This window comes from Piscibacillus sp. B03 (genome assembly GCF_052246295.1).
Lineage (GTDB): Bacteria > Bacillota > Bacilli > Bacillales > Alkalibacillaceae > Piscibacillus.
The window spans coordinates 24,042-37,436 of sequence record NZ_JBQQCO010000010.1 but is presented as its reverse complement, the minus strand read 5'-3'; the positions used below and the strand labels follow the sequence as shown (position 1 = coordinate 37,436).

The 13,395-nt window shown below is 35.1% G+C and carries 15 protein-coding genes; 2 read left to right on the top strand and 13 right to left on the bottom strand.

The window, feature by feature from the left end:
- Window positions 1-25: 25 nt before the first annotated feature.
- The 7 genes from ACTWQB_RS08420 to ACTWQB_RS08390 form a co-directional block, all read right to left on the bottom strand.
- Window positions 26-2,263 carry a penicillin-binding protein gene (locus ACTWQB_RS08420; protein ID WP_443138744.1) on the bottom strand — a complete coding sequence of 746 codons (2,238 nt, stop codon included), beginning with the start codon at window positions 2,261-2,263 and terminating at the stop codon, window positions 26-28.
- Between the two features lie 13 nt (window positions 2,264-2,276).
- Window positions 2,277-2,651, bottom strand: a complete 375-nt coding sequence (gene ftsL / locus ACTWQB_RS08415) for a cell division protein FtsL (protein ID WP_443138743.1) — start codon at window positions 2,649-2,651, stop codon at window positions 2,277-2,279.
- A gap of 3 nt (window positions 2,652-2,654) precedes the next feature.
- On the bottom strand, window positions 2,655-3,629 hold the full coding sequence (gene rsmH / locus ACTWQB_RS08410; RefSeq protein ID WP_443138742.1) for a 16S rRNA (cytosine(1402)-N(4))-methyltransferase RsmH: 975 nt from the start codon (window positions 3,627-3,629) through the stop codon (window positions 2,655-2,657).
- Between the two features lie 16 nt (window positions 3,630-3,645).
- Window positions 3,646-4,077 (bottom strand): division/cell wall cluster transcriptional repressor MraZ, encoded by a 432-nt coding sequence (gene mraZ, locus ACTWQB_RS08405; RefSeq protein WP_443138741.1) that lies wholly within the window; start codon window positions 4,075-4,077, stop codon window positions 3,646-3,648.
- Window positions 4,078-4,249: 172 nt separating this feature from the next.
- Window positions 4,250-5,872 carry a bacillithiol biosynthesis cysteine-adding enzyme BshC gene (bshC, locus tag ACTWQB_RS08400; RefSeq protein WP_443138740.1) on the bottom strand — a complete coding sequence of 541 codons (1,623 nt, stop codon included), beginning with the start codon at window positions 5,870-5,872 and terminating at the stop codon, window positions 4,250-4,252.
- A 91-nt stretch (window positions 5,873-5,963) separates the two neighbouring features.
- A complete protein-coding gene (locus ACTWQB_RS08395) occupies window positions 5,964-6,335 on the bottom strand; it encodes a DUF3397 domain-containing protein (RefSeq protein ID WP_443138739.1) in 372 nt (123 codons plus the stop codon).
- Between the two features lie 2 nt (window positions 6,336-6,337).
- Window positions 6,338-7,201 carry a 2-dehydropantoate 2-reductase gene (locus tag ACTWQB_RS08390; protein ID WP_443138738.1) on the bottom strand — a complete coding sequence of 288 codons (864 nt, stop codon included), beginning with the start codon at window positions 7,199-7,201 and terminating at the stop codon, window positions 6,338-6,340.
- Window positions 7,202-7,365: 164 nt separating this feature from the next.
- On the opposite strand from ACTWQB_RS08390, the gene ACTWQB_RS08385 reads away from it, so the two are divergent.
- Complete coding sequence (locus tag ACTWQB_RS08385; protein WP_443138737.1) at window positions 7,366-7,848, top strand: N-acetyltransferase; 483 nt, start codon at window positions 7,366-7,368, stop codon at window positions 7,846-7,848.
- A gap of 44 nt (window positions 7,849-7,892) precedes the next feature.
- Here the strand turns inward: ACTWQB_RS08385 and ACTWQB_RS08380 are convergent, their stop codons facing one another.
- The 4 genes from ACTWQB_RS08380 to ACTWQB_RS08365 all read right to left on the bottom strand — a co-directional run bounded on the left by ACTWQB_RS08380 (window position 7,893) and on the right by ACTWQB_RS08365 (window position 10,025).
- Window positions 7,893-8,339, bottom strand: coding sequence for an RsfA family transcriptional regulator (locus ACTWQB_RS08380; protein WP_443138736.1), 447 nt, complete (start codon window positions 8,337-8,339; stop codon window positions 7,893-7,895).
- A gap of 73 nt (window positions 8,340-8,412) precedes the next feature.
- Window positions 8,413-9,174 carry an enoyl-CoA hydratase/isomerase family protein gene (locus ACTWQB_RS08375; RefSeq protein ID WP_443138735.1) on the bottom strand — a complete coding sequence of 254 codons (762 nt, stop codon included), beginning with the start codon at window positions 9,172-9,174 and terminating at the stop codon, window positions 8,413-8,415.
- A gap of 84 nt (window positions 9,175-9,258) precedes the next feature.
- Window positions 9,259-9,432, bottom strand: a complete 174-nt coding sequence (rpmF, locus tag ACTWQB_RS08370; RefSeq protein WP_443138734.1) for a 50S ribosomal protein L32 — start codon at window positions 9,430-9,432, stop codon at window positions 9,259-9,261.
- 56 nt (window positions 9,433-9,488) lie between these two features.
- Window positions 9,489-10,025, bottom strand: a complete 537-nt coding sequence (locus tag ACTWQB_RS08365) for a YceD family protein (RefSeq protein WP_443138733.1) — start codon at window positions 10,023-10,025, stop codon at window positions 9,489-9,491.
- Between the two features lie 156 nt (window positions 10,026-10,181).
- Between ACTWQB_RS08365 and ACTWQB_RS08360 the strand changes: the two genes are divergently transcribed.
- Complete coding sequence (locus ACTWQB_RS08360; protein ID WP_443138732.1) at window positions 10,182-11,396, top strand: nucleotidyltransferase; 1,215 nt, start codon at window positions 10,182-10,184, stop codon at window positions 11,394-11,396.
- An 80-nt stretch (window positions 11,397-11,476) separates the two neighbouring features.
- Here the strand turns inward: ACTWQB_RS08360 and ACTWQB_RS08355 are convergent, their stop codons facing one another.
- Window positions 11,477-12,499: a SepM family pheromone-processing serine protease gene (locus ACTWQB_RS08355; protein ID WP_443138731.1), complete on the bottom strand. Its 1,023-nt coding sequence runs from the start codon at window positions 12,497-12,499 to the stop codon at window positions 11,477-11,479.
- A complete protein-coding gene (locus ACTWQB_RS08350) occupies window positions 12,489-13,280 on the bottom strand; it encodes a patatin-like phospholipase family protein (protein ID WP_443138730.1) in 792 nt (263 codons plus the stop codon). Before ACTWQB_RS08350 ends, ACTWQB_RS08355 begins: the two co-directional genes overlap by 11 nt.
- Window positions 13,281-13,395: the final 115 nt, after the last annotated feature.

The following is a 13,395-nucleotide window of genomic DNA, read 5'->3' as shown; positions in this document are numbered from 1 at the left end:
GACCACTGTTTATATAATTACTATTTTATTGTGATTGATCTTCATCAGTTTCTGATTCTTCGTCCAATTCTTCCTCCAAGTCGGTTTCGTCTTCTTCTCTTGGATTTAATTGAGATTTTAACTCAACAACCAATCTACTTTCTTCAGAAATATTGGCACCAACAGCCAAGTTCTGCTGAGTAACAAACCCCTCCCCTAAATAGTCAAATTCCATGCCAACTAATTCAACTAATGAAAGCACATCACGCAGAGTCCATCCAGTTACATCTGGCATGCTTAAATCGCCATTAGTTTTTAGTATTATACGTTTATTTGGATAAGCAGATTCTTGTTCTTTAGGTAATGAATCAACCACTTCGTCACCATTACCAATAACCGAGACGTTAAAACCTTTTTCTTTCAAGTCAGACACAACTTGATCTGTCTTTCGATTATACATATTGGTTAGTTTTACTGGTTTCTTGATGTTCTCAGTTGTCTGATCTGGTTCAATCTCTAAATAGTTTAAGCTATTTTGCATAACTGTTTTGTATATATAAGACGTTGTTTCCGAGCCCATATAACTATAATCAACTTCTGGCTCTTCTACTGCCACATACATTAAGAGCTTAGGATTATCTTTTGGAGCCATACCTATATATGAATAGACATATTTACCAACACCTGTTTTATACCCACCACTATCAGAAATTTGTGCTGTACCTGTTTTACCAAATGATGTGTAATCATCTAACTTGAAAGGTTGTCCCGTTCCGTCCTCTGATGTCACAACTGTCTCTAAGATGTTTTTGACCTCGTCAGCTGTTTCTTTTGAAATTGGTTCACCGACTACTTCTGGTTCAGCTTCATATAATACATTCTCACCATTAGGACTTATGATTCTCTCAGTAACAAAAGGCTTAACCATTTTACCATCATTTGCAAGGGCTGTGGCACCTTTCATTATTTGTATAGGGGTAAAAGTCGAACCTTGACCAATCGCCGTATTAATTTGGTCACGATCATATCTATATGCTAACTGGCCTACCTCTTCTCCATCTAAATCAATTTCCGTTGCCTGATCTAATTGAAATTTAGAGATGTATTCTAAATAGGTTTGAGGCCCTAACTGTTCCCAAAGTATCTTTGCAAAACCAACATTAGAGGAGCGTTGTACACCTTTGTTATAAGTGATTGTCCCCCAACCTTCACCATTATTGTGATCACGAATATATCTGTGGTTTTCACTTACTCTCCATCTTCCAGAATCAAAAGTTGCCTCCCCATTATAAACACCTTCCTCTATTGCTGAGGCGAGAGTAAAAATCTTCATTGTTGAACCGGGTTCAAATGGAGTTGAGATAACGTCGTTATACCAGTTTTCAATATTGTCTCTCGTGTTTGGATCAAATGAAGGCCGATTGCTCATGGCTAACACTTCACCTGTTTGTGGGTTCATCACAGCAGCCACCATACGTTTAGGGTTATATTCTTCTTGAACTGTTGTCATGGCATCTTCAAGAAAGGTTTGCACTTTTTGATCAATAGTTAAATAAACATGATTACCATGTTCTGGTGGCTGGACGTGTTCATCAGCATTAAGTAATTTAAAACCATACTTATCCCTTTGTGATTTTATAAAACCGTCCTTACCTTTTAATTCTTCATTGTATTTCCTTTCAACACCATATGTACCCACAGTTTCATATCTAGTTTCTTCATCGTTTAACAACTCTTCTGTAAACCCAATAACATGCGAGGCAAATCCACCATTAGGGTAATATCTTTCTGTATCCTGTTTAAAATATATTCCAGGTAATTCTAAAGCTTCGATTTCCTCTTTTTCTTCTTTGGAAAGTCCGTTGCCAAATCGGCCAAATTCAACTTGAAATGCTTCTTCAGGTGCACTTCGAAAAACTTCTAACATACGGCTTTCTTCCATCCCGATTATGGGAGCTAATTTGTTGACCGTTCCCTCATAATCACTTACGTGTAGGTCTACAGATGAATTCGTAGAAAATTCCTCGTCTAAAACGGCATACATATTATAAACAGTTTTATTTCCAGCTAGCACCATACCTGTTTGGTCATAAATATCTCCGCGTTCAGCTTCCATAACACGACTCGTATTACGGAATTTATCTGCATAATCTAATAAATCGACCGATTGTACCTCACCAGTAATCTGGATGTAAGTAAAACGGCCGATTAATAGAAGAAAAATTAAAGTAAACAATGCTATGACCAAAAATGACATAACATTTTTATAGTTTAAATTTTTCATAGTTCTAACACCCTTAGTTTGTTTGAGACGCTTGTTTTACATTAGAGTTTTTAATGCTAAGTCCGTGCTTTTCAGCTTCAGCTAAAATACGGCTAGGCTTGCTTAACTCTTTAACCTCTGCTTGTAACGCATTGTTATCTGTTTTTACTTGTTCTATGTTTGAGTTCACTCTTTGAATATCACGATTAACTGTGTCGAGTGAAGATGAATACTGCACGACAAAAATCATGGAAATGGCAATAATCACTAAACCAGTCGTATAAAGAAACTTTTCACCTTTGGTAAACCATGCTTTTTTTACAAAGCGTTGTTTTTTCGGGCTTGGTCTTTGTTGGTCTTGTCTTTCAGGTATCATTGAGGAATACTTTCTTATCTGTTCAGCAGCCATAACTTATTGCCTCCTTCGATTCATTGAATATTGTTCTTCCCACTCTTTAACCTTCTCTACAATCCTGAGCTTTGCTGATCTCGATCTTCGATTTTCTTCTAACTCAGATTCACTTGGTATTATTGGTTTACGTGTAATTAACTTAAAAGGTGGTTCCACCTCATCTGGCATAACAGGAATATCCTTTGGAATTGGTGGGCTGGAACTCCACTTTTTCATGGATTGTTTACATATCCGATCTTCTAATGAATGGAAAGTAATAACAGCTATACGTCCACCAATTTTCACTTTTTTAGCAGCTTGTTCTAACGCCTTTTCAAATACACTTAACTCATCATTAACTGCAATTCGAATTGCTTGAAATACTCTTTTAGCAGGGTGTCCGCCTTTACGTCTTGCAAAAGCGGGAATTCCATCCTTAATCAAATCCACTAACTCATAAGTTGTTTTAATAGGTTGGTTTTCTCTAGCTTTTTCAATTTTTCTGGCGATTTGTTTTGAAAACTTCTCTTCCCCATACCTTGAGAAGATTCTTACTAAGTCCTCAAATGCCCATTCATTTACAACCTCATAAGCACTTAATGAACTATCTTGATTCATTCGCATATCTAACGGAGCATCGTGCTGGTAACTAAAGCCTCTTTCAGCTTCGTCTAATTGTGGCGATGACACTCCCAAATCAAATATTATTCCATCAACTTGTTTAATTCCTAATTCATCTAGTTCTTCTTCTAATTGTTCGAAGTTTTCATGAACTAATGTAATACGATCTTTATAATCGGACAGTATTTCTTTTGCATATTGGATTGCTTTAAGATCTTGATCAAATGCAATTAACCTTCCTTCTGAAGATAATTGCTCAACGATTTTCAATGAGTGACCTGCTCCTCCAAGTGTACAATCCACGTATATTCCATTTTCTTTGATGTTTAAACCCTTGATTGCTTCTTTGTTGAGTACACTATAGTGCTCGAACATGTAGGCACCTCTTTTTCTAAATATCAAAATCCATTAAGTTCTCTGCAAGATCGGCAAATGATTCTTCCGATTCCTCTACATAGTCTGTCCATTTTTCTTTAGCCCATAATTCGATTCTGTTAGAAACACCAATAACAATACATTCCTTCTCTAAATCCGCAAATTTCCGTAAAGATGCAGGAATGTTAATTCTGCCTTGTTTATCGATTTCGCACTCAATCGCTCCTGAGAAAAAGAAACGAGTAAATGCGCGGGCATCTTTCTTAGTTAATGGCAATTTCTTAAGTTTCTCTTCTAAGACACGCCATTCTTCTTGTGGGTATGCAAATAAACAATTGTCTAGGCCACGTGTTAACACAAATGATTCGCCAAGTCCTTCTCTGAACTTGGCAGGTACGATAATACGCCCTTTTGTATCTATATTATGTTGAAATTCACCCATGAACATAGACTTCGCCCCACTTTTAATTTAGTTTACCACATTCCCCCACTTTCTACCACTTGATTTTTGAAATTTTTATAAAAAAATAAAAAGGCATTTCTAGCTATACGCTAAAAACGCCTTTTTAACAGGGTTTTTATATAAAAAATTAAGGTGGGGGATGGTGGTGACTGAGTGGTTAAATTTCTAAAACTAGATGATCTTGCTCCCACCTTGGTGGAACATTCAATATTTGTAGTGGTAATTCCAGTCCATATTCATTCATAAAGTATATAATATTCCACGTTCTCTCCTGTAACCCACGATACGGGTAATAGTAATCATTTAATTCATTAAATTGGTCGATTGAATGTTGGTGTTTCTTTTTAACCTCACTTAACATCCGTTTTTCTACTTTTCTCAACTCTGATTGAATGATTCGAAGGTTAGACTCAGCATAAGCTCCTAAGTCGTCTTGTATTTCAGCTGCCAGCTTTCGAATAGGCTGATGTATTGATTCAATTTCTTTGTTAACTTGATCAATCAAAGACTCTACTGGTGAAGAAGTTTGCCTTTTCAGCCAATTTAACTTGTATTGAGTTGTACCCTCGTTAATAACCTTCTCTAATTCCATGCCATATCGCTCTAATAACGGCTTATGTTTTGGCTGAAATAGTGTCATCGTCAATCTAGGTGTGATAATCGGAAGTTGTAACCTACAAGCCTCAAACGCTGACTTCAAAGTTGCCCAATAAGCAATCTCCCCAGGTCCCCCGATGAATGATAACACCGGAAATACCATCTCTTGCATCATTGGTCGTGTCACAACATTATTACTAAAACGGTCAGGGTGTCGATTAACTTCATCTAATATTTCATCCTGTGTTAAAGTGATCTGCTCATCTTTTGATACCCACTGTCCATTAATAACTTCTAATAATAATCTTTCTCCATTTAAATGATAAAATAAATGTCCATCTTCAGTTGAAGCATCCAAATTAACGGTATATCCTTGACCCTCAAGACTCTCCAGTTGATTTACAACCGATTCTGCAATCAACGGTTGATGATTAATCATTTCTTTAAAGTAATCTTTTTCTAACTGACGAAGGTCAGGGTGATCCGAATCTACTAATACTAACCCTTCAGATGCATAAAATTTTTGAATTAACTTAGCGAAGAAGTCCACATAAGAATCCTTATCTTGGTAAGTACTTTTAATTAACTTGTATAACTCTTTAGTATATTGTGTTTCCTTTAATGTTGAAAAGGTCTGTTCCAACCATTCATCCATTTCTTCTGAATCTATAGGTCTTTTTGATACAGGAGTTTTATTTAATGCGTCAGTATCAACTTTATGCTTTTTCAGCTGATCGTGTTGATACGTGTGTATATGGTTAATCTCTTCAAAATCATGGTCTTCACCAGCAATCCAAAATACAGGTATAACGGGTTGACCTAAATACTCACTCTGTTCTTTTGCCTGAACGATAATTGAAACAATTTTGTTTACAGTATATAGCGGACCTGTCAATAAACCCGCCTGTTGTCCTCCGATTACAACAACTGTTTCTGGCTGCTTTAATAACTCAATATGATGTCTAACTTGATCGGTAAGTCCCCACTTTTCATTTTGCTTTAATAAAACTTCAGCCAATTGCTCTCTCTTATAAGTTTGTTCCATTAAATACTCGTAACGCTTTTTAAAGTTCTTTAAATGATAAGGATCATAATGAAAATGTTTATAAATGCTTTCTTCACGATTACGATAATCTTTAATTAAAGATGACTGTTTCACTAGTTCGATTGAATGACACTTCATATATTAATACCTTCCTTTTACGAGCTCACATGTTTATTCCGTATGTAATTGTAACGAATAACGAAAAGAATTTCACATTATTTGTTTTGAGCTAATAAGTAATGAATATCCCAAAAGGAATTAGGGCCGTATAACTTATAGCAAATACAATGAATGCTAACCTCCAAACAACCCGAAAAGCTCTTCGAATATTAACCTCTTCTTCTTTTTTCCATTGAATACATATGACTATAATAACCCCTATCAACAATAGTAAAAAGAAATACACTAGAAAAGAGTGATTAAAAATAATAAACAAAATCGCATTTACAGCTAATAGAAAGAACACATTAGATAAATCAGCTGCTAGTTTAGTCGATCTCGTTGCTTGGTTGGTCAACTTCCTATACACGAAAAATATAATAAAAAATGTTATGTATGGCATAGTTGCTAGTAAGGCAATTAGTGTTGCTAATAGCTCCATAGCTAACTCCTTTTATAATAATTTTCTTTAGCTTTAATAAGGTCATACATACATTCTTGAGTTGGTAATAACTCTATGGAGTGTTTAATTATATAGCCGTTAATATAATCAATCTCTGTAGGTCGTTTTGCTTGAATATCAACTAACATCGAAGAAAAATTATTCTTAGTATTTTGGGCTACGCGTTGAACTTGATTCCAGCACGTATCTTGATTGAAACCAAAAAATTGAGCAGCTTCATTACTCAATTTGCAAGCTATCTTCTTTAATGATGGGTTGCTTAATATTTCACCGTTTTTCACTTCAATTAATGCAGTAATAGGATTAATAACGCTATTTACAACTAACTTTTCCTGAATGGTATGTAATATATTTTCATCATATATAACAGGGAATGAAGATTCATTTATTTGTTTTTGAATTTGTTGTGCTAATTTTGAGTTTAGCTTTGACCCTATTCTAATTTGCCCTAAACCGTTTAAATTGACTTGATTAGTGCTAACCTTTTTAACACCGTGTTCACAAACACCCAAAACCACATCATGATTCAATTGATCAACACGCTCAACATGCCCTAACCCATTTTGAAGAAATAATATGCGAGTATGATTGATTGTTTTAAATAGAGGCAAAAGGTCTTTTAAATGCGTTTGTTTCACACAAACTATAATTAAATCATGACGTTTGAATTTTGTTGAATGTTCAATATTTATATTAAATTGTTCATTACCAATTAATATACCGTGATCATTAATCTGTTTAATTTGCTCATTATTCCGTGCGTAACCTGTAACTTGATGTCGATTGGATAATTTTGAAGCCATGAATAATCCAACTGCACCTAATCCAATAATACCAATGTCCATACCTTCACCTATTTCAACAAATAATAAGTTATTAATTATATTTTATCAGAAAATAGTCCTAAATCGTCCAAAAAATGATTGTATTCAAAATAAAGGGCTTCCATTTTCAATAGAGAGTATTTATATTATAATGGGAATTAGCAAGAATAAGGGGGCTTATAGATATGTCAGGCGAAGTAGAACGTTTACTAATTAATTTCAAAACATTAGAGGAATTTAAAAAGTTCAAAGAATATGGTATACAAGAATTATCTATGCTAGAAGATTTGCAACACAACATGATTGAAAATAACAGTGAATCCCCGTTCTTTGGCATTTATTACGGTAATTCATTAGTAGCACGTATGAGCTTATACCAAGTTAATCAAAAATACGATTATTACTTTGACCCAAAACAAGACTACTTAGAATTATGGAAGTTAGAAGTATTAGAAAACTATCGTCATAGAGGCTTCGGTGAAAAATTAGTTAACTTTGCTAAAAGCTTCGGTTTACCAATTAAAACAAATGCGAGAATTAATTCACAAGGCTTTTGGGAAAAGATGGGCTTCCAGCCAGCGACTTACGAAATGGAACGTGACCTAGGGCAAAACCCATTCATTTGGATGCCACAAGGTGTGGACGAAAAGAACGTAGAATCCGAATAAACACAAAACACTCTTCCATCTATCTGAAAGATGGAAGAGTGTTTTTAATTTCGTTGTTTATTTTTAACTTCACTAATCTTTTCATAAATATCATCTATAATACTTTCGTACTGTTCTATTTGTTGCTTTAACTGAAGATGTTCAGAGTCACTCCTACCTGCTTCTCCTTGCGTATAATATACACCTTTCAGTTGCTCTAGTTGAGTAATGACCTCATCAAATGCTTTTAAACGTGGGTACTGAGGAGTAGAACCTGTTGAGTCACTTAATTTTTTACGACTTTGTTTCGCCAAGTCTATAGCTTGTCGATATTGTTTTCTAAGATTAGCATTCCATCTAAACCCACACGCCTGTGGAGTTCTCGATAGTCGTTCACCGACCTCTTCAAATGCTTTCATTTGAGTTTTACCTTCTCGTATATAACGTAATACGGTCTCAGCTAGCAGTAAATCTTCATCTTTCGTCCATGCATCCTGCCTCGTTGACATCACTATACACCCCTTAACTCTATTAACTTTAATATTACTCTATGCAACACGTAAAGGGGTTAGAAGGAATTAGAGATTATTTTTTAGATAAAAATTGCTTCACAGCCTTCTTATGGTCATCCGAAACCCATAGTTTACTGCAAGCTTTAACTTCTTCATCCATTTTTATATTAAGTTGATCTAATGGCATTTTTATTAATCTCTGATTCTTCCAATGAACCATTTGTTCACAACTTCTATTAAAAAACGCTTCTAGAACTGGGTTTTCTTTAGAAATCTCTAAATTAGTAATGATTTTCTGTATAAACCCTATGCTGAGCAGTTCGTCAGTACTTTTTACATCAGCTTCAATCATCCATTGAAAAGCAAGTTGAGGGTTGATTCTTTCATAAAGTAAGGTGCCGCCACCCCAACCTGTTGATATACCCAACTTACCTTGAATAAAACCGAAGCTTTGATTAGGTGAAGCAAAGCGGAAGTCACAAGCAGATGCGATTTCTAAGCCCCCACCTCTTGCTAAACCGTTCATCCAGGCAATCGTCGGAATATGTATTGAGGCAATTTTATATAAAACTTCCTTCATCGGTTGAAGTAATTGATAGGCTTCCTCTTCTGTCATCTCACCATGAAAATCATTTAAATCTCCACCCGAACAAAATGCCTTTTGACCACTCCCTGTAATTATTAAAAATTTAAGGTCGTTGCGTTTACTTATTTCTTCTAGATATTGATTAAGCTCTCCAATCATTTTTTTGGATACAGAATTTAGCTTTTCAGGTCGATTCAAGGTTATGACAGCGCATTCATTTGGATGTATAGTTAATTGACTATCTCCCATCGTCTTCTCTCCTCTAATCAAATAATCAATGACGACTTTAAATAATATTAAAAAAGATGCCTCATTTGATGAGACATCTCTTTATTACTTCTCTACTACCTCTTTACCATCATAGTGACCACATGATTTACAAACGTGGTGAGGTTTTGTATATTCACCGCAATTTGAACATTCTACCATTCCAGGTAAATGTAATTTCTTGTGCGTACGACGCTGGCGCTTTACTTTTTTAGAAGTTCTTCTCTTTGGTACTGCCATGTGTTACACCTCCCTTAAAGTAATCCCGGATTATGTGAATCAGGAATTATTAAACATTAATCATCTTTTTCATCAAAGAATTTTTTTAATGAAGATAAACGTGGGTCTACCTTCTTCTTTTCTTCTTCATGTTTAGCTTTTAAATCTAAATGTTCATCTTCTTGAAGAAGATCCCAACCGCTTCCTTCAGAAACGATATTATCGATCGTTGCCTCATCACTATAAACTCTTAAAGGAACTTCCAATAAAATATTTTCCTTGATATAAGGCAGTAAGTCAAGCATTTCTTGATCAATAAAATGAATATCTTCATCATTTTGTGCAGTATACTCACTAGTTGTAAACTGATCGACAGCTTGAACTTCAAAATCATAAGGAACATCAACTAAAGTTCTAGCACAAGGTAACGTCATTGTCCCTTTAACAGTGTAACGAAATGTATACGTTTCACCTTGGACAGTAGTTTCACCTTTTACCTTTACATCGGTAATGCTCCTAATATCGTTTTCCATACGTTCTAATTCATCTACGTTTACCGTATCTTCAAAATCATATGGAGCTTCTCTTTTAATTTTTTGTAAGGAAAATTTCATACATATCACCTCAAGGCAACAAGAGTTATTGTAAAAGGAAATGGACCTTTTGTCAATATTTTTTCTTAACACCATTTATTTTAATCAAGTTCAACTTGATTTTATAGCTATTTCCTTCTAAATTAGAATTATCAAACAAATTAGGCGGTGTTTAACATGAAAGCATGTGGACTAATCGTTGAATATAATCCATTCCATAATGGACACTTATATCACGTTGAACGATCCAAAGAAAAAACGAATGCAGATATCATGATTGCCGTTATGAGTAGTTCATTTCTTCAGCGAGGTGAACCTGCCATTATAGATAAGTTCCATCGTGCAAAAGCTGCATTACTAAGTGGTGTAGACTTAGTGGTAGAACTGCCATTCGTTTATGCTGTTCAATATGCTGACCTATTTGCTAGAGGAGCTATTTTAACATTATCCGAACTAGATGTCGACTATGTTTGTTTTGGAAGTGAAGCTGGTAAGATAGAGCCTTTCATTAAAGGCTATGAGCATTATCAAGAGCAAGAAGCGAACTTCAAACAACAACTACATAAACACTTAAACGAAGGTCTATCTTTTCCTCAAGCAAGTAAGAAAGCTTATCAAACCATTGATTTAGCATCAGGTGATATTGATTTAGGACAACCTAATAATATATTAGGCTTTAGCTATGTGAAGGCCATTAAAGAACTTCATTCATCAATACAACCTGAAACAATCAAACGAACGAAAAGTGGTTACCATGATGAGCAAATCGAGCATGAAATAGCTAGTGCCACAAGTATTCGCAAAGAAATTGTTAACAAAAGAGAAATGACAGCTCTTGCTATTAAAGCATTACCAGAATCAACAGTGAATCAGTTACACCATTATTTAAACCTCACTTCTAATTGGCACGATTGGGAATTATACTTCCCATATTTACAACTTTTAGTCCAAACCAAATCGCACGAAGAACTTCAAAGTATTCAAGGTGTTATTGAAGGTTTAGAATATCGTTTAAAACAAACTGTACAAGAAGCCACTTCCTTTCAACATTGGATGACAATCCTAAAAACGAAACGATACACTTGGACAAGGCTTCAAAGAGTGTTTGTTCACCTTTTAACTAATACAACTAAAGAAGACCTTGAACCTTATAAAGAGCTTACTCAGCCACCATACGTTAGAATTTTAGGTATGAATCAACATGGCCGTGAGTATGTCCAAACTATTAAGAAAGATATGGGTGTCCCTCTTGTTTCAAACATGCAAGAAACGAAGCACCCAATGATGAAGTTAGAAGAAAAAGCAACCGATGCTTACTATATTCCTCACTCGCCAAAGATTAAACAACAACTCAAAAAACAAGAATTAAAAGGGCCAATTATTATTAAATAAGAAGTAGCAAAATATAAACCCGTACAGCGATTAAAAATAATCATTGTACGGGTTTTATGTAAATTTATCCAATATAGTTCTTATTTCGTTTCAAGACTTTCTAGATAATCAATCGCATCTTGAAATGTATCAACTGGTACAACTTCCATATCAGTTCCGATTTTTTCTGCAGTTTGTTTCGCTACCTCGTAGTTAGACCCATCTTTCCCTTTTTCGTTTGGAGCAAAAAAGACATCCGCACCGTCACGATCTGCTGCTACTATCTTTTTATCTATGCCACCAATACGGTAAACATTACCTTCATAGTCAATTTCACCAGTACCTGCTATCAAATATCCTTTAGTGATATCTTCTGTTGTTAATTGATCGTATATCTCTAATGACATCATTAGGCCGGCACTAGGTCCCCCGATACTTCCACTATCAAAGTTAACTTTAGGATCCACTGTAACGTCACGATCTGTCACTAAAGAAACACCCATTCCAACACGATCAGGTTCATTAGGAAACGTACCCAACGCAAACGATACATTCATCTCTTCATCTTCTCTAATTACCTTCGCTTCAATATCTTCGCCTTTTGAATAATTTGAGATTATCTCAAGAACCTCTTGTGATGAGTTAACAGCTTTTCCATCAATCTCTACAATTTGATCACCAGGTTGCAAGTTACCATCTGCAGGCATACCGTCCACAACACCCATTACATAAACACCTTTATATTCGATATCGATTTCACGATCTGATGCCTTAAATGCAACAACTGTGGCCGCTTCTTGAGATGACTCCATAATATGTAATTGAGTGTTCATATACTCTTCTTGGCTAATCCCCTCAGGTCTAATATCGTCTAAATCATAGATTTCATAATATGGTCTAATTTTCGCCCATAAGTAATAAATTGGGGTAGCCTGCCCACCACGAACAGTTACTAAATGCATTTCACCTTCACTCTCAAACCTTTGGTCCACATTAACAACTTCATCTAAAGCATATATGCCACCAGGTTGATAAATGTAATAATCTAATTTAAAGCTAGATAAGAAAATTACTAATACTAATATTATTGAGTATAAAATAAACTGCTTACGATTAATTTGCATTAAGACCCTTCCAATCTTCTATTGCTTTTTTTATTGATTCAACTTGCTTTTCTGCTTCCTTTTCACCTTTTTCGATAATTTCTGCGATTTGTGTGTAATTTCGTGAACTATAAGAATATACTTCAGGTCGCATGACGACATCAGCATCCACCATACGATAGTTTGTAATCTCGTTTTGCATAATGTCAATACTTTGCATAATGATATCGTAAATTGAATACACTTCTGTATTTTGTTCGAATTTTGAACAATCCACAGCAATCACAATATCTGCACCCATGTCCTTCACAACAGATATCGGAATGCGGTCAATAACACCACCATCGACTAGCAATCGACCATCAATATTCTCCGGAACGAAAATGCCTGGGATCGAAATACTAGCCCTTACAGCTGATGCGGCATCTCCTTCATTAAATACTACTTTTTCTCCACTATAAATGTCTGTTGTCACAATAGAAACTGGGATATCAAAGTCCTCAAGCCTTTTATTATATGTAAACATCTTAATATAGGATTTAATCCTCTCCCCTTGGATCAATCCCATTTTCGGCACCATAATATCCATAAAATATTTTCGTTTAAACGTTAGAGCCAATTGATACATTTGTTCAATTGATTGTCCAGCACCATAAAAAGCTCCGACTAATGCTCCCATACTACTGCCAGCAATATAATCTACAGGAATATCATGTTTTTCTAAGATTTTTATAACACCTAAATGTGAAAATCCACGGGCACCACCTGACCCTAATGCTAACCCGATTTTTGGCCGGCTCATATGCTGCCTCCTGTCCAAATTTAATAATCAACTATGCATATATACTCGACCATTTCGCGTATAGTGTATAAGACAAATTCCTTTTCTTTATTCATTATATTTAACTATGCGATGG

Excerpts from the sequence above, each read along its gene's own strand:
- ACTWQB_RS08395 (WP_443138739.1), bottom strand. The coding sequence starts at position 6,335 with ATGGAGCTATTAGCAACACTAATTGCCTTACTAGCAACTATGCCATAC.
- ACTWQB_RS08350 (WP_443138730.1), bottom strand. The coding sequence starts at position 13,280 with ATGAGCCGGCCAAAAATCGGGTTAGCATTAGGGTCAGGTGGTGCCCGT.
- ACTWQB_RS08420 (WP_443138744.1), bottom strand. The coding sequence starts at position 2,263 with ATGAAAAATTTAAACTATAAAAATGTTATGTCATTTTTGGTCATAGCA.
- ACTWQB_RS08355 (WP_443138731.1), bottom strand. The coding sequence starts at position 12,499 with ATGCAAATTAATCGTAAGCAGTTTATTTTATACTCAATAATATTAGTA.
- ACTWQB_RS08390 (WP_443138738.1), bottom strand. The coding sequence starts at position 7,201 with ATGGACATTGGTATTATTGGATTAGGTGCAGTTGGATTATTCATGGCT.
- rsmH (WP_443138742.1), bottom strand. The coding sequence starts at position 3,629 with ATGTTCGAGCACTATAGTGTACTCAACAAAGAAGCAATCAAGGGTTTA.
- ACTWQB_RS08360 (WP_443138732.1), top strand. The coding sequence starts at position 10,182 with ATGAAAGCATGTGGACTAATCGTTGAATATAATCCATTCCATAATGGA.
- mraZ (WP_443138741.1), bottom strand. The coding sequence starts at position 4,077 with ATGTTCATGGGTGAATTTCAACATAATATAGATACAAAAGGGCGTATT.
- ftsL (WP_443138743.1), bottom strand. The coding sequence starts at position 2,651 with ATGGCTGCTGAACAGATAAGAAAGTATTCCTCAATGATACCTGAAAGA.
- ACTWQB_RS08365 (WP_443138733.1), bottom strand. The coding sequence starts at position 10,025 with ATGAAATTTTCCTTACAAAAAATTAAAAGAGAAGCTCCATATGATTTT.
- rpmF (WP_443138734.1), bottom strand. The coding sequence starts at position 9,432 with ATGGCAGTACCAAAGAGAAGAACTTCTAAAAAAGTAAAGCGCCAGCGT.
- ACTWQB_RS08375 (WP_443138735.1), bottom strand. The coding sequence starts at position 9,174 with ATGGGAGATAGTCAATTAACTATACATCCAAATGAATGCGCTGTCATA.
- ACTWQB_RS08385 (WP_443138737.1), top strand. The coding sequence starts at position 7,366 with ATGTCAGGCGAAGTAGAACGTTTACTAATTAATTTCAAAACATTAGAG.
- bshC (WP_443138740.1), bottom strand. The coding sequence starts at position 5,872 with ATGAAGTGTCATTCAATCGAACTAGTGAAACAGTCATCTTTAATTAAA.